This window comes from Hominisplanchenecus faecis, from assembly GCF_020687205.1.
GTDB classification, from domain to species: domain Bacteria; phylum Bacillota; class Clostridia; order Lachnospirales; family Lachnospiraceae; genus Hominisplanchenecus; species Hominisplanchenecus faecis.
The window spans coordinates 1-15,582 of sequence record NZ_JAJEQE010000067.1 but is presented as its reverse complement, the minus strand read 5'-3'; the positions used below and the strand labels follow the sequence as shown (position 1 = coordinate 15,582).

The 15,582-nt window shown below is 44.2% G+C and carries 11 protein-coding genes; 9 read left to right on the top strand and 2 right to left on the bottom strand.

All coding sequences use genetic code 11. The features are described 5' to 3' along the window. Window positions 1-158: 158 nt before the first annotated feature. The gene (locus LKD42_RS13820; protein ID WP_147631126.1) at window positions 159-698 is read right to left on the bottom strand and encodes a Uma2 family endonuclease; all 540 of its coding nucleotides are present in this window, start codon (window positions 696-698) and stop codon (window positions 159-161) included. A 285-nt stretch (window positions 699-983) separates the two neighbouring features. On the opposite strand from LKD42_RS13820, the gene LKD42_RS13815 reads away from it, so the two are divergent. Next, window positions 984-1,745 carry a class I SAM-dependent methyltransferase gene (locus LKD42_RS13815; protein WP_147631127.1) on the top strand — a complete coding sequence of 254 codons (762 nt, stop codon included), beginning with the start codon at window positions 984-986 and terminating at the stop codon, window positions 1,743-1,745. Here LKD42_RS13815 and LKD42_RS13810 read toward each other — a convergent pair whose 3' ends face one another. After that, on the bottom strand, window positions 1,746-2,477 hold the full coding sequence (locus LKD42_RS13810) for a class I SAM-dependent methyltransferase (protein WP_173866871.1): 732 nt from the start codon (window positions 2,475-2,477) through the stop codon (window positions 1,746-1,748). 194 nt (window positions 2,478-2,671) lie between these two features. Here LKD42_RS13810 and nikB point away from each other — a divergent pair, with 194 nt between their 5' ends. The 8 genes from nikB (at window position 2,672) to LKD42_RS13770 (ending at window position 15,434) form a co-directional block, all read left to right on the top strand. Continuing rightward, window positions 2,672-3,619, top strand: a complete 948-nt coding sequence (nikB, locus tag LKD42_RS13805; protein ID WP_248836042.1) for a nickel ABC transporter permease — start codon at window positions 2,672-2,674, stop codon at window positions 3,617-3,619. Continuing rightward, on the top strand, window positions 3,612-4,460 hold the full coding sequence (nikC, locus tag LKD42_RS13800) for a nickel transporter permease (protein ID WP_248836041.1): 849 nt from the start codon (window positions 3,612-3,614) through the stop codon (window positions 4,458-4,460). The genes nikB and nikC overlap by 8 nt, the downstream gene beginning before the upstream one ends. A 2-nt stretch (window positions 4,461-4,462) precedes the next feature. Continuing rightward, on the top strand, window positions 4,463-5,242 hold the full coding sequence (locus tag LKD42_RS13795) for an ABC transporter ATP-binding protein (protein WP_248836040.1): 780 nt from the start codon (window positions 4,463-4,465) through the stop codon (window positions 5,240-5,242). Window positions 5,243-5,245: 3 nt separating this feature from the next. Next, window positions 5,246-6,004 carry an ABC transporter ATP-binding protein gene (locus LKD42_RS13790; RefSeq protein ID WP_248836039.1) on the top strand — a complete coding sequence of 253 codons (759 nt, stop codon included), beginning with the start codon at window positions 5,246-5,248 and terminating at the stop codon, window positions 6,002-6,004. Window positions 6,005-6,213: 209 nt separating this feature from the next. Then, on the top strand, window positions 6,214-7,812 hold the full coding sequence (locus LKD42_RS13785; RefSeq protein WP_248836038.1) for an ABC transporter substrate-binding protein: 1,599 nt from the start codon (window positions 6,214-6,216) through the stop codon (window positions 7,810-7,812). Window positions 7,813-8,044: 232 nt separating this feature from the next. Then, window positions 8,045-13,246, top strand: a complete 5,202-nt coding sequence (locus LKD42_RS13780) for a discoidin domain-containing protein (RefSeq protein WP_248836037.1) — start codon at window positions 8,045-8,047, stop codon at window positions 13,244-13,246. 341 nt (window positions 13,247-13,587) lie between these two features. Further along, window positions 13,588-14,856, top strand: coding sequence for a M18 family aminopeptidase (locus tag LKD42_RS13775; protein ID WP_248836036.1), 1,269 nt, complete (start codon window positions 13,588-13,590; stop codon window positions 14,854-14,856). Window positions 14,857-15,104: 248 nt separating this feature from the next. After that, window positions 15,105-15,434, top strand: coding sequence for a metal-sensing transcriptional repressor (locus tag LKD42_RS13770; protein ID WP_022119731.1), 330 nt, complete (start codon window positions 15,105-15,107; stop codon window positions 15,432-15,434). Window positions 15,435-15,582 lie beyond the last annotated feature (148 nt).

Here is a 15,582-nt window from a genome sequence, read left to right as displayed (position 1 = left end):
AGCAATGTGCAAAATGAACAATTCCCAAGAAGGCACTTTTACGTGCCCTTCGGGGAATTCGTTCATTTGCACATGCACTACTATTCTTTTGCAAACAGTCTTTTAAAACACTCGGCATTTCAATTCTTTACACCTGCCAGGAAACCACCGACAACTTTTTATTTAAGATTAGCAAAGTCAATATACAGATCTTCATAAATCCCGGCTTTGACTGTATCAGCAAAAGTATATTGTTCGGAATCGCTGGTGTCAAAATTGTAAACCAGAATCAGATTTTTGCCTGGATCCACAATCCAGTATTCTCGAACGCCTGCAGTGCGATATTTGAAAAGTTTGGTGAAATAGTCCATTTTCCGACTGCCGGGTGAAACAATTTCAATGATCCAGTCTGGAGCACCGGTGCAGCCTTTTTCTGAGAGTTTTTCTGTGTCACAGATAACGCTGATATCAGGCTCTACATAATTTCGGTTATCTTCATTCAGAAATACTGCAAATGGAGCAATATCAACCTCACAGATTCCTTTTTTTGAATCGATATAATCGGCAATGGTACGACTGATTGAAAAAAGAAGTTTCTGATGAGTTCTGGTTGGCGGTGCCATGTAATAAATCTGACCATCTATCAGCTCAGCTCGGGTCCCTTCAGGCAAATGATAAATATCTTCGGTAGTGTAATCTTCATGCTGTGGTAATGGCATCCTAACACATCCTTTCTTGAATTTGCTGAGTTTGCTTTCTTCTGCTATGGTTATACCTAAGCTTGTTTGCAGATGAGAAGATTGCTAAATCCAGATTTACTAAATCACGATTTAGCAAAAGAAATGATAAGAGTATTATAAAAGAAAAAGGAGAGAAAATCAAGGCAGAAAACAACCCCCCGGGAGGCTTGTATGAAGTATACAAAATCAATATAATGATGTCAGTGTCAAAAATCTAAATTGCGATTGTGCCTGCACAGAAGAATTTGATAGGGGGTATTCCTTATGGAGAACAAAAAACTTCTGGAGGAGATCAGAAGTTACTGGAACAACCGTGCGGATGGTTATTCAAGAGTAAATCAGGAAGAGCTGCACAGTGAGCAGAAGGAAAAATGGAAAGAGGTGCTGCTGGAGCAACTGCCGAAAAAGGAAAAAGATCAGGTGAAGATTCTGGATATCGGAACGGGACCTGGATTTTTTGCGATCCTTTTAGCGGAAGAGGGATATCAGGTAACGGCGGTAGATTATACGGAGCAGATGCTGCAGGAAGCGAAATCCAATGCGGCGGATCTGGCGGATCAGATTAGTTTTAAGAGAATGGATGCTCAGAATCTGGAATTTCCAAAGGAGACGTTTGATTATATCGTGACGAGAAATGTAACCTGGAATCTGGAACATCCGAAGCGTGCATACAGGGAGTGGCAACGGGTGCTGAAACCAGGAGGGAAGATCCTGAATTTTGATGCGAACTGGTATGCATATCTTTATGATGATAAATTAAAACTCGGATATGAGCAGGACAGGCAACGGGCAAAAGAGGAACAGGTAGAAGATTATTATGAAGGAACGGACATTGCATGGATGGAGAACATTGCAAAGCAAGTTCCGTTAAGCCCGCTGAAGCGTCCGAAATGGGATTTGGATGTCCTGAAGAAAATCGGACTTGACTGCTGGGCAGATGAGACAATCGGAGAGCGAGTGCTCAGCGATGCAGAGAAGATCAATTACCAGTCTACACCGGTGTTTATGGTCTGTGCGGTAAAATAATCACCGCACACCCCATACAAGGAACATAGGAGCATCTTTCAGGTCGTGCTCTTTTAAGATATTCTGACCGACGGAAAGGTCGTATCCGGATCTGGAAAATCCGATGTTTTCCAGAAATTCCTGATCCCAGTAAGGACGCTGTTTCCGGCTCATCGGCATGGAAAGGGTGATGGATGCATTTTCTTGCTCCAGTTCCGGTGTGACACCGCAGTGACCATACACTTCAGTATCGGATATATGAGAAGCGGAAGTATTTTGATTTCGGACATTAGATGCATAGTCAGCATCAAAATTCAGCAGGATGCCGCCCTTTTTCAGCACGCGCATCCATTCTCTGTATGCAGATTCCGGATCCGGCAGCGTCCAGGTCAGGTTGCGTGAGATGACAACGTCAAAAGACTGATCCAAAAACGCAAGCTTCTGGGCATCCATTTGCTGAAACGTGGGATGGACCTGATAGAGTGCAGCGTTATCACGGGCTTCCTTCAGCATGGCATCGGTGAGGTCGATCCCGGTCACCTGATGTCCGATCTGAGAAAGCAGGATGGCAAAATATCCGGTTCCGGTGCCGACATCCAGGATCTGCAGCACTTTGCCCTCCGGCAGAAAATGAACGATTTCTTCTCTCCAGCGTTCGGAAATGCTGCTGTTTAATTCATTTTTTCGCACGATATTGAAGTTGTGTGCCCGTTTTGTCCAGTAACTCTGGACACGTGATTCTATATTATTCATGTTTGAGATATTCATATTCAAGGTTCCTTTCATTATTTTATCAGGTAGTATCCTATCATAAAAATAAAAAAGAAAGAAGCCTGCGGGGGGGATACAATAACAGTGCGGTTTGTATTTTTTGCAAAAAGTCAGAGTGTTCCCGGTGCGAGTGTGACAGCTTGATCGGTGACAATTGTATACAGGATGGTAATGTAATGAGAAAATATATCATACAACGATTTTTGCAGTTGATCCCTATTCTCATAGGGATTACTTTTTTGTCTTTTGCCATGATGCGGGTGGCGGGAAGCGATGCTGTCACGGAGATGTATGAAAACCGCGGCACGGCGGTGTCGCAGGAGATCATTGATGCAAAGAAAGCAGAACTTGGCCTGGATCAGCCGTTTCTGGTTCAGTATGTAAGCTGGCTGAATGGATTTTTGCATGGTGATATGGGGACAAGCTATGTGTCCGGGAAAAAGGTGTTTGATGAATTTGTATCCAAACTTCCGGCAACGCTGCTGCTTACGGTCATGTCGATTTTGGCAACGGTTGTGATCTCCATCCCGCTTGGTGTTCTGGCGGCAGTCTGTCAGGATAAGTGGGTGGATCTGCTTTTGCGGTTTTTCAGCTTTATCGGTAATGCGATGCCGAATTTTTTTGTGGCGATGCTTCTGATGCAGCTGCTGTCGATCAAACTGAATCTTCTGCCGGTCATCGCAAGCGGTGTAAATATCAGAAGTGCACTGATGCCGATGCTGACGCTGGCAATTTCCATGTCTGCAAAGTATATGCGGCAGGTTCGTGCGGCCGTTCTGGAGGAGCTGAACAAAGATTATGTTCAGGGAGCCAGGGCGAGAGGTATCAGGGAAAGCGTGATCTTATGGAAAAACGTCATAAAATCAGCCATGCTTACAATCATTACATTGCTTGCATTATCCATTGGAAGTTTGCTTGGCGGTACAGCGATCATTGAGAGTATTTTTATGTGGGATGGGGTCGGAAAGCTGGCAGTGGATGCGATCACGACACGCGATTACCCGGTGATTCAGGCATATGTCGTATGGATGGCACTGATCTATGTCATAGTCAATCTGATCACGGATCTCTTATACCACTGCCTGGATCCGAGAATCCGTCTGGGGGTGAATCAAAATGGATAAATCAGCACGAAGAAAACCGAAGAAGCAGAAAAATTATCTGAAAAAGCGATTTTTTATTTTTGCCACGCTGGCACTGATTCTTGTTGTCGGTTCTTATTTCAGCGAACGCTTATGCCCATATGATCCTTATGAGCAGAATCTTAGTATCGCAAAAGCAAGTCCGTCACTGGCACATCCATTCGGAACAGACCGCTATGGAAGGGATATGTTATCCAGAGTCATCGTCGGAAGCAAGACCAGTATCTATTCGACTTTGCTTCTGGTTGTCGGGATCACGGTGATCGGAACGATCGTCGGGATCATCTGTGGATGGAACGGAAAGAAACTGGATACGATTCTGATGCGGATATCCGACATTTTCCTTGCATTTCCCGGTCTGGTTTTTGCCCTGGCAGTTGCAGCCGTGATGGGAGGCGGCGTACAGAATGCGGTTATAGCCCTTGGGGCGATCAGCTGGCCGAAATATGCAAGGATTGCCAGAAGTCAGACATTGGCACAGAAAGAAAGCCTCTATATGCGGGCGGCGATCTTATCTGGATGCAGTACAGGAAAACTGATTTTGAAACATATTCTGCCGAATATCACAGGACCGATCCTTGTGACTGCCATGCTGGATATCGGAACGATGATGATGGAGCTTGCAGGTCTGTCGTTTCTGGGACTTGGTGCAAAACCGCCGGTTGCGGAGTGGGGAAGCATGATGAGTGATACCAGAAATCTGCTGACGACACATCCTTGGGTAACCTTTGCACCGGGAATTGCCATTTTTCTTTCGGTCATGGTTTTCAACCTGCTTGGCGATACGGTAAGGGATCTGTTGGATCCAAGAAATGAGAGGTAGATATGTCAGGAATCATTTGCTATGAAAACGTCGATATCTGTTACAATGGCAGTCCGGTAATCAAAAAGGTCAGCTTTTCGGCAGAAAAAGGTGAAATCTTAGGGATCGCAGGGGAGAGCGGAAGCGGCAAATCCACATTGATTAAGGCAGCAATCGGATTGCTTGGAAAGAATGGAAGCGTCACAGGCGGAAAGATCTGGTACGAAGAAAAAAATCTTCTGGATTTAAATGAAAAAGAACTACGTAAAATCTGCGGGAGCGAAATTGGCATGATCTTCCAGAATGCAGGAAGTTCTTTCTGCCCGATCCGAACCGTTGGGGATCAGCTGCTGGAAGAAATGAAAGAGCACCGAAAAATAAAAAAAGCCGAATTTGAGGATGAAGCAGCGGAAATGCTTGCAAAATTCGGATTTCAGGATCCAAAAAGAATCCTGAAAAGTTATCCGTTTGAGCTGTCGGGTGGCATGCAGCAGCGTGTTGGCGTTGCGGCAGCGATGCTCTTAAAACCGAAGATCCTGCTTGCGGATGAGCCGACTTCGGCACTGGATGTTTCGATTCAGAAACAGGTCGTAGAGCAGATGAAAATGATCCGAGAACAGTATGGGACAACGATCCTTATCGTTACGCACAACATCGGAGTGATCCGTGCGATGGCGGACTCCATGCTGGTTCTGAAAGATGGAAAAATGGAAGAATACGGAAAGACGCAGGAGGTACTGAGTCATCCGCAGTCGGATTATACAAAGCGATTACTTGCAGCGATTCCTGTTCTTCGGAGGTGAAACATGGAGCCATTATTACAGATTTCGCATCTGACTAAAAATTTTTCAGATGGAAAAGAGGATGAATATAAGGCGGTGGATGATGTCAGTTTTGAATTGTTTCCGGGAGAAAAGCTGGCGATCATCGGGGAGAGCGGAAGCGGAAAGACGACGGTTGTAAATATGATCACCAGGCTTCTTGACAGTACCGATGGAAAGATTCTGCTCGATGGAGAAGACATCACCCACTATAAAAGAAACAAAATGAAAAACATTTACCGGAAAATGCAGATGGTTTTTCAGACGCCGACCGAAAGTTTTGATCCGAGATGCCGCCTTGGAGATGCTGTGGCAGAGAGCCTGAGAAATGCCGGTATACCCAAAAAAGAAGCCATGGAAATTGTAAAAGAGCTTTTTAAGCAGTGCGGACTGCCGGAAAATTTTATGAAACGTTATCCACATGAAGTCAGCGGCGGACAGTGCCAGAGGGCAGCGATTGCAAGAGCGATTGCAATAAAGCCCAGACTGCTGATTTTAGATGAAGCGACTTCGGCACTCGATGTCACCGTCCAGGCGGAGATTCTGCAGCTTTTAGATGCTCTGCAGGAAGAACGTCAGATGTCGTATCTGTTTATCTGCCATGATATTGCACTGGTGCAGAATTTCTGTGACCGTGTGCTGGTCATGTATCAGGGAAAGATCGTAGAACAGGGAAAAACAGAAGAAGTGCTGCATTTTCCGAAACACGAATACACGCGTATGCTGCTGGACAGTGTGCTGTGATGCCGGCAGCTGTTTGTATAGCAAATATACGGATCAGATAGATGTCAGCAAAACGAATCAGAATCGAATGACAAGTTTTATATACATCCGATTGAAAAAATGCGAAAGTTATTTTGTGACGGAGCGATTTATGGATACCATAGTATGTCAGAGACAAGTTGTATAATATCAAAAAGAAAAAGAGAGAGGAAAAACGCATGAAAAAGAACATGAAAAAAATAATGGCATTGCTTCTTACCGTGACACTCAGCCTGGGACTGTACGGCTGCGGAAGCAAGAATGACAAAACGGAAAGCGGGACAAGTACGGCAGCTGAGTCGGATACATCTGCGGCAGCCACAGACGGTTCTGAGAAAAAAACGCTGGTGATCGGGGATACAACTTTCAATCCTTCCAATGAAGAACTGGATGTCAATCCGCACAATTCTTACTCCGGATGGGCATGCATCCGCTATGGAATCGGAGAAACGCTGGTAAAATATTCAGACGATATGGAACTGGAGCCGTGGCTGGCAAAAGAGTGGGAAAATACCGATCCGCTCACCTGGAAGATCACACTGCAGGATCATGTGACGTTTTCAAGTGGCAGAGCTATGGATGCCGAGGCAGTGAAACAATGTCTGGAGCATCTGCTGGCAAACCATGACCGTGCGGCAGCCGATACAAAGATTGATTCGATGGAAGCAGACGGTCAGGTGCTTACGATCCACACATCCGAGCCAAAGCCGGCACTTTTGAATTACCTTGGAGATCCATATGGCTGTATCATCGATGTAGATGCAGGATTTGACGATGGAATCGTAGCCGGAACCGGTCCATACATTGCAACCGACTGTCAGTCCGGCGATCATCTGACCCTGGTGAAAAATGAAAATTACTGGAATGGAACGCCACATATTGATGAACTGACAATCAAGACCATCACCGATGGAAATACCCTTGCAAATGCACTGCTCTCAGGAGAGATACAGGCAGCTTATGGTATGGCATATGAAAGCTATCCGATGTTCGAAAACGATAACTTTACCTTTTCACAGATTTCCACATCCAGATGTTTCTTCCTGAAAATGAATTTTAACGAAGGATCTGTATGTACCGATCCGGCCGTGCGAAAAGCGATCGCTATGGGTATCGACAAAGAAGGATTTGTGGAAAATCTGCTGGAAGGAAACGGCTATCCGGCAAATGGAACCTTCCCTGCTGGTTCTGCTTTTGGCGGAGACAAAGTAACGACAGAGACGTATGATGCAGAAGGTGCAAAGAAAGTTCTCGAAGAAGCCGGATGGACGGACACAGACGGAGACGGTATCCGTGAAAAAGACGGACAGAAGCTTCAGATCAAATGGCTTACCTATCCAAGCAGACAGGAGCTTCCGCTTCTGGCAGAATCCGCACAGGCTACGTTAAAAGATATCGGAATCGATGTGGATATCAACTGTACGGCTGACAACAACAGTGTTGTGCAGGATCCGGCAGCGTGGGATGTCTATGCTATGGCAAATGTGCAGGCTCCGACCGGAGATCCGGAATACTGGTTTACCGTGTTTGCAACTTCCAATGCAACGAAAAATCAGGGAGCTTATAAAAATGAGAAACTGGATCAGTTGGAAGAGCAGCTCAGCCAGGAATTTGACACCGACAAACGTGCCAAGCTTGCAGTAGAGATGCAGCAGACGGTTCTGGATGACAATGCTTTTGTATACTGCTCTTTCCTGAAGATGAGCCAGATCTCACGGGCAAATGTAACCGGATATATGGCACATGCCTGTGATTACTATCAGGTGACAGCGGATTTGGATATTAACTGAATATTTTTCATATCCTGAATTAAAAAATGAGTAAGTAATATTCTGCGGGAACCGTTTGCAATGAAAAAATTATGCAAACGGTTCTTTTTTATAGGCAGAGTAAACAGAGATTGAAAGATATGAATAAAAAAGGAAATTCGATTGACAGAAAGAATGTCGAATGTTATTATAAAAAGCGGGGGGGGGGGAGACGAATAAAATTATGCATATTGCACAAACAAGGAGGAAAATTTTGAAAAAGAAAGAAAAACAATGGTTGTCAATTGCTTTGAGTGCGGCCATGGTAGTGACCGGTATTCCAGCAACAGGGATTGGAACGACCGTTCAGGCGGCATCAGGAGAAGCACAAGTCTCCGTGAAAAACGGAGAAGTTACGATCGGAAATGAATATCTGGAGCGTAAATTTTCTACTTCAGACAACAAGCTGGCAACGACAGAACTGGACAATAAGAGGGCAGATCTGACGTTTACACCGGCACAGGGTTCCGAAGAATTCATTATCAAACTTCGCCAGGATGGTACAACAAAACTGGATGGAGAGCTGGATCGCACAAACTGGACAGTTACAGCAAGCGATCAGTACAATAATGAAGTAGGTGCAAAAGACGGTCCGGGAGCCAATGTTATTGATGGTGATGCATCTACAATCTGGCACAGCAAGTATTCACCGGATCAGCCATATCCGCATTCCCTGACTTTTGATATGAAGAGCGAACAGGAAATTGCCGCATTTTCTTATCAGCCACGCCAGGACAGTTCCACAAACGGCGATATCAAAGGATATAAACTGTATGTGGGAAACAGTGAAACAGATCTGGAAAGTGATGCAAACCTTGCGGCAGAAGGTGATTTTACTTATAATGACAGAGAAACGATCTATATCAATCTGACAGCACCGAAAAAGGGTCGTTATGTAAAACTGGTTGCTGTATCACCAAAGACGGACGGTCAGGCATGGGCAACGGCGGCAGAAGTAAAGATGTACAGCAAAGCAGTCGGTACAGCAGATGCAAGTGCCATGATCAGATCCAGCGAGATGACTCTGGAAGGCAGCAAGGTTAAAAAAGTAGATACGAACGGCGGAGTCATGGTAGAATTCCCGTTTGAGACCGTTTCCAAAAACGGTGTAGACTGGGATGTTACCATGAAAGTTACCATGGATGACGGAGATCATTTCATGCGTAAATTCCTGGAAATCGAAGTAAGTGACAAAGAAAAAGCAGCAATTGATTATATCGATCTGGAATCGTTGAATGTCAATGCAAATGATACCGTGTGGACACATCCGATCATGGGTGAAGGCGTTGGCGGTATGAGCGGATATGTCATTTCTCTTGGTCAGCCGGTTTATATTCAGGGTATGTTCCTTGGATGTGAGTTCCCGATGACCGAAACAGAGATCGACAGCAATAAAAATGCACATATGCGTTATTTTTCCGGCAAGACATTCGAAAAACTGCAGGAAGATAACCAGCTTACCACAGACGGAAAATATGTGACCTGGCAGACCGTAGCGGGTGCTGCAAGAAGTACGGATATGAATGTCATTCAGTCTGACTTTTATGAATATATCAACAGCATTGCAACAAGAAGCGATTTCCGTACGCAGTACAATTCCTGGTACGATAATATGATGACCATTAACGATGACAACATTGAATCTGCATTCAAAAAAATGGAAAAGGGATTCTCTGAATCCGGCGTAGAACCGATGGATTCGTATGTTGTGGATGACGGATGGAATAATTATAACAACTCGAATACAACTTCTACTGTTCATGATGTGGCACGCTGCGGTACCACGGATAATGTGACAGGGTTCTGGGAGTTCAATAATAAGTTCCCGAACGGATTCCGTCCTGCTTCTGATCTTGCAGAAAGCTTCGGCTCCGGATTTGGTGTATGGGTAGGACCTAGAGGTGGTTATAACTATAACGCTGCAATGGGTAAGATTATTGAAAAAGCAGGTTTTGGTGCATACAATGCGGTAACCGATGATATTGATGTCGGTGACAGACGGTATGTGACGAAACTGACTGAGTTTTTCTTACAGATGCAGGATGCTTATAAAGTAAATTACTGGAAACTGGATGGATTTGCGACAAAGCCATGTACAAATGCAAATCATAAACATATGACAGGCGGAAAGAATGGTATGTATTATTTTTCCGATACCTGGGAAGCATGGATCGATCTGTTTGAGACGCTGCGTACCAATGCAGAGAAAAACGGCATTGACAATCTGTGGTTTAACCTGACCTGTTATGTAAACCCAAGTCCATGGTATCTGCAGTGGGCAAATTCTATCTGGATCCAGAACAGCCAGGATATCGGACGTGTTCAGGTCGGACAGAACAGACAGGTAGATCAGCTGCTTTCTTACCGTGACGGCAGATATTTTGATTTTGTAAAAGAAAGAGAGTTCCAGTTCCCACTGGCAAACATTTACAACCATGATCCAATCTATGGAAAAACAGGAACCAATCTGGCAAACCAGATGACAGATGATGAGTTCAAAACGTATCTGTATATGATGGGAACCAGAGGAACGGCATTCTGGGAGCTGTACTACAGCCCGGAAATGATAGATGAAGGTCAGAAATGGGATATCAATGCAGAATATCTGGAGTGGGCTAAGAAAAATTATCACATTTTGAAAAATGCGAAACTGATCGGTACGACACCGGATAAGGGCAATACCTACGGATACTCCTGCTGGGATGGTGAAGAAGGTATTATTTCCATGCGAAATCCAAGTGCATCCGTAAAGACACTGAGCTTTACACTGGATCGAAACGTTGGTGCGGCAGAAAGTCTGAAAGGCAAGACACTCAACCGTACAACAATTCTGAATCACAAGACAACCGATGCACAGACCGACTATCAGACAGTAAAATACGGAGATGTGATCACAGTTACACTGCAGCCGGGTGAGGCACGTATCTGGTCTCTCTCTACTGCAAAAGATACAAAAGCACCTCAGCTGACGCTTGCAAAAGCAACTGCGGACAACACGATTGAGCTGACATTTGATGAGCGTGTGACCGGTACTCCTGCTGCAACCGTTTCCGGAGCAAATGTTACAAAAGCAGAAGTAAGTGCAAATCAGAGAAAAGTAACGCTGACTACATCCACTCTGAGTGCAGGAAGCAAAGTAACGGTTTCTGTAAGTGGATTAAAAGATTTAACCGGCAATGCAGCAGCAGTAAATACAGAAGTTGTATATCAGGAAAATCAGGTTGTAGCGAAAGCAGCAGCAAAAACAGATCTGAAGAATGCAAATGATGTAACGGAGACAACAGACGAAGCACTGGCAGGAAAGACAATACTTGGTCTTACAAAAGCATATGAGCTGAACGGAACAGCTGTTACAGGAATCGCTGATTTTGCAGCATCTGCCTATGTGAAAACAACCGGAAACAACATGAACATTTTGAAACAGGAAGGTGCTTACAGCCTTTCCATTGACAAAGACGGAAAAGCAGTCTTTACAGTTGGAGATATATCTGTAACTTCCAAAGAAGCTGTAAACGATGGAACATGGAAACACATTGCAGGTATCCGTGAAAAGAATGGCAGTCTGAAAGTTTATGTCAACGGTACACTGGATGCAAGCAGATATGAGAAAAACATCAAAGATTTGAAAGATGGAACCCTGACTGTTGGAGGCGGAAGTGATCTTCAGGTAAGCCAGGCAGAAGTAAAAGATGCAACACTTAAGCTGGCTGCACTGGAAAAAGCAGGATCAGCAGTTGGCGGAGACAGCAGCGGAGATTCCGGTATTGTTCCGGATGAAAACGGAAAAATCCCTCTGCAGGCTTCCAACATCACAGTAAAACGTGCAGATAATGATCAGGATGTTTCAAATAAAGACAGCAGTCCGGAAAAAATGATCGATGGTAATAAAGGTTCAAACTCCTTTACCTGTACACTGGACAGCATTGAAAGTGATGTACTGGCAGGAACCAGCGTATACTTCCAGATCGATCTTGGTGATGTATTCAAGCTGGATCAGGTGAAAATGTGGCGTTATTTTGCAGACGGACGTACCTACCAGGATACGATCGTAGTTGCATCTGAAGATGCTGCTTTTGATGCAAATGATACCGTGCTGTACAGCAGCGTTTCAGATTCCAAGTATGCATACGGACTGCTGAGCAATGAAAAGCTTGCAAATCCGGATGCAAAATATGCAGAAACATCAGAAGGAAAGACATTTGAAGCAAAAGAACAGAAAGCACGTTATATCCGTATTTACACACGCGGAAGTATTCTGACAAGTGGAACAGCACATGGCGGAAACCATATCTGCGAATTAGAAGTTTACGGAAAAGCAATTAAGAGCACAGCAACACAGAAAAAATATACTGTTGCTTTTGATACAAAAGGCGGAAACAGCATTGAGTCTCTGAAAGTAGCAGCCGGCGAAAGCTGGAGCCTGCCGCAGAATCCGACCAGAGCCGGATATGTATTCAAGGGCTGGTACAGCGATGTAAACTGCACAGTAGCATATACAGCAGCATCACCGGTAAGTGCAGATCTGACACTGTTTGCAAAATGGGAGGAAGATCCGACCACAAATGTACAGTTAGAAGAAGCAAAAGCAGTACTGAACAGCAAGATTGCAGAAGTAAAAGACAAAACAAAAGGCGATTACAGCGATGCAAGCTGGAATGCATTCCAGAATGCACTGGCAGCAGCAAAAGAAGCAGCCGCTTCTAAGACTGCAAGTGCCGCAGACGTCCGCAAAGCACTGGACAGCCTGAAAAAAGCAGAGCAGAATCTGAAAGTGGCAGGCAGCGAGCCGGATACAGGCAAAGAAACCGAAACAGGCAAAGAAACCGAAACAGGCAAAGAAACCGAAACAGGCAAAGAAACTGAAACGGGCAAAGAAACCGAAACGGGCAAAGAAACCGAAACGAATAAACAGCCGGAAACACCAAGCACACAGCCTGGAACAGAAAAGCCAAACACAAATCCGAATACTCAGAAAGTACCTGCTGTCGGAACAACCAAACCGGTTGGAAGAGGATTCTACAAAGTAACAAAATCCGATGCAAAGAACGGAACCGTTACTCTGGTGAAACCGAGAAAAGCAACAGAAAAGAAATTTACCGTTCCTGGAACTGTGAAAATTGACGGCGTTACTTTCAAAGTAACCGAGATCTCAAAGAATGCATTCAAGAACAACAAAAAACTGACGCAGGTTATCATTGGCAAACATGTGACCAAGATCGGTGCAAATGCATTTAACGGTGCAAAGAAACTGAAAAAGATCACGATCAAATCCACACAGCTGAAGAAAGTCGGAAAAAAAGCCTTCAAAGGTATTGACAAAAAATGCAAGATTAAAGTACCAAAGAAGAAACTGACAAGTTACAAACGCCTGTTGAAAGGAAAAGGCCAGAAGGCAAGCGTGAAGATCACAAAGTAAGAAATCAAGAAAAACAGAATGGAAGTAAGAGAGAAGACTGGTGCAAAGGTGCCGGTCTTTTCTTTTGATTTCAACAGCATATTATTAAGGTTATCTTGAAAAAAGTATATATCTTAGATATAATGTTAGATAATGCGAGAATGTAACAAAAATATTGTGAGACAAAATTATAAAAAAATTTGAGTATTCCGGCGGGAAATCCGAAAATTATTTCCGAAGTATTGATTTTGCGGTATTGGATCATTCCAGAGATCAATATAATTTCAGGGAATTTTCGGGAAAGTTCAAAAAGTTCCGATAAAAAATATAACAGTTAAAAGATACAACAGAAAGGCATTTATATGTATTACAAAACAACAGAATCTCTTCTTGCTTTTATCAAAAAAAGTCCGACGGCTTTTCAGGCGACGGCAGAGATGGAGAAAAAGTTTACAGAAAACGGATATCAGCTTCTTTCAGAGCAGGAATACTGGAAGTTACAGCCGGGCGGGAAATATATCGTAACAAGAAATCATTCGGCATTGATTGCATTTTCGATTCCAAAGAAGGAATGTCGGAAGTTTCACATTATCGCAAGTCACAGCGATTCTCCGGCTTTTAAGATCAAGGAAAATCCGGAAATGCGGGTAGAAAATGCCTACACAAAACTGAATGTGGAAGGTTATGGCGGTATGCTGATGGCACCGTGGTTTGACCGGCCGCTGTCGGTAGCGGGCAGAGTGGTTGTAAGGCGTGACGGCAGTTTGAAAGAGGAACTGGTCAATATCGACCGGGATCTGGTCATGATCCCAAGTCTGGCAATCCACATGAACCGGGAGGCAAACAAAGGCGTGTCTTACAATCCGCAGAAAGATCTGCTGCCGCTTCTCGGGTGCGGAGATTCGAAGCCGGAGCTTTTAAACATCATTGCAGAAGAACTTAAAGTGAGTACAGAGGATATTCTTGCACATGATCTGTTCCTCTATAATCGGACGGAGGGTACGATCTGGGGTGCAGACAGAGAATTTGTTTCGGCACCAAGGCTGGATGACCTGCAGTGTGCGTTTGCTTCGATGGAAGGAATGCTTGCCGGAAAGCACGAGGAGAGCATTGCGGTGCACTGTGTTCTGGATAACGAAGAAGTCGGAAGCGGAACAAAGCAGGGGGCAGCTTCTACTTTCTTAAAAGATACGCTTCGAAGGATCAACGATGGCCTTGGCAGAACGTATGAAGAATATCTGATGACGCTGGCAGGCAGTTTTATGATCTCGGCGGATAATGCCCATGCACTGCATCCAAATTACATAGAAAAGGCAGATCCGGTGAACCGGCCGCTGCCAAACGGCGGAATTGTCATCAAATACAATGCCAACCAGAAATACTGTACCGATGCGGTGTCAGCGGCAAAATTCAAGGATCTCTGCGACCGGGCAGGCGTAAAATACCAGACCTTTGTGAATCGCTCCGATGTGCCGGGCGGATCGACCCTGGGAAATATTTCGAATACGCAGGTACCGATGAATACGGTAGATATCGGACTTCCGCAGCTTGCAATGCATTCTCCGTATGAGACAGCCGGTGTGGAAGATACCGGAAGTTTTATCAGAGCAGCGGAAGAATTTTTCATATAAGCAAAACAGAACAGGTATCAAAATAAAGAATTCAGACAAAAAACAGGCGGGAGAAATCCTGCCTTTTTTGCGTGACATGAGCAATGCGAAGCTCTGTGAGCTTTACATGAATGTTCATTCTTTATATCCTGATATCCGTTAATGCATAAATTTTTTCAGGAAAAGGACTTGAAAAATACACCATGGGGGTATATAATGCAATACGAAAAATACCTAATAGGGGTATATAAGAAAAGGAAGTGAATGAAATGGAAGAAAACAGGGAACAGATAGAAAAAACATGCTGCTGTCAGTGTTCTGAGCGAAAAAAGGAACGCTCAGAAAAAGAATATAAAGATCTGATCAATCGTTTAAGCCGCATCGAAGGGCAGGTTCGCGGTGTGAGAGGAATGTTGGAAAAAGATGCCTACTGTGCCGATATTCTGGTACAGGTTTCGGCGATCAATTCTGCACTCAACAGTTTCAATAAAGTCCTGCTGTCCAATCATATCCATACCTGCGTGGCAGAGGACATCCGCAATGGAAAAGACGAAGCGATTGATGAGCTGGTGGATCTTCTGAAGAAACTTATGAAATGATGACAGGATAAGAAAAATACGAAAGTTTTTCGTATAATATCTTTTGATCCTGACACCAGGCAAAACATTAGGAGGTAAAGAACAGCTGAATAAAACTTATAAAAGTATATAAACAACTGTTGAATTTTGCAGGTTATTAGTATAGAAT

Coding starts and splice junctions, on each gene's coding strand:
- LKD42_RS13815 (WP_147631127.1), top strand. CDS start 984: ATGGAGAACAAAAAACTTCTGGAGGAGATCAGAAGTTACTGGAACAAC.
- LKD42_RS13795 (WP_248836040.1), top strand. CDS start 4,463: ATGTCAGGAATCATTTGCTATGAAAACGTCGATATCTGTTACAATGGC.
- LKD42_RS13820 (WP_147631126.1), bottom strand. CDS start 698: ATGCCATTACCACAGCATGAAGATTACACTACCGAAGATATTTATCAT.
- nikC (WP_248836041.1), top strand. CDS start 3,612: ATGGATAAATCAGCACGAAGAAAACCGAAGAAGCAGAAAAATTATCTG.
- LKD42_RS13770 (WP_022119731.1), top strand. CDS start 15,105: ATGGAAGAAAACAGGGAACAGATAGAAAAAACATGCTGCTGTCAGTGT.
- LKD42_RS13775 (WP_248836036.1), top strand. CDS start 13,588: ATGTATTACAAAACAACAGAATCTCTTCTTGCTTTTATCAAAAAAAGT.
- LKD42_RS13785 (WP_248836038.1), top strand. CDS start 6,214: ATGAAAAAAATAATGGCATTGCTTCTTACCGTGACACTCAGCCTGGGA.
- LKD42_RS13790 (WP_248836039.1), top strand. CDS start 5,246: ATGGAGCCATTATTACAGATTTCGCATCTGACTAAAAATTTTTCAGAT.
- LKD42_RS13810 (WP_173866871.1), bottom strand. CDS start 2,477: ATGAATAATATAGAATCACGTGTCCAGAGTTACTGGACAAAACGGGCA.
- nikB (WP_248836042.1), top strand. CDS start 2,672: ATGAGAAAATATATCATACAACGATTTTTGCAGTTGATCCCTATTCTC.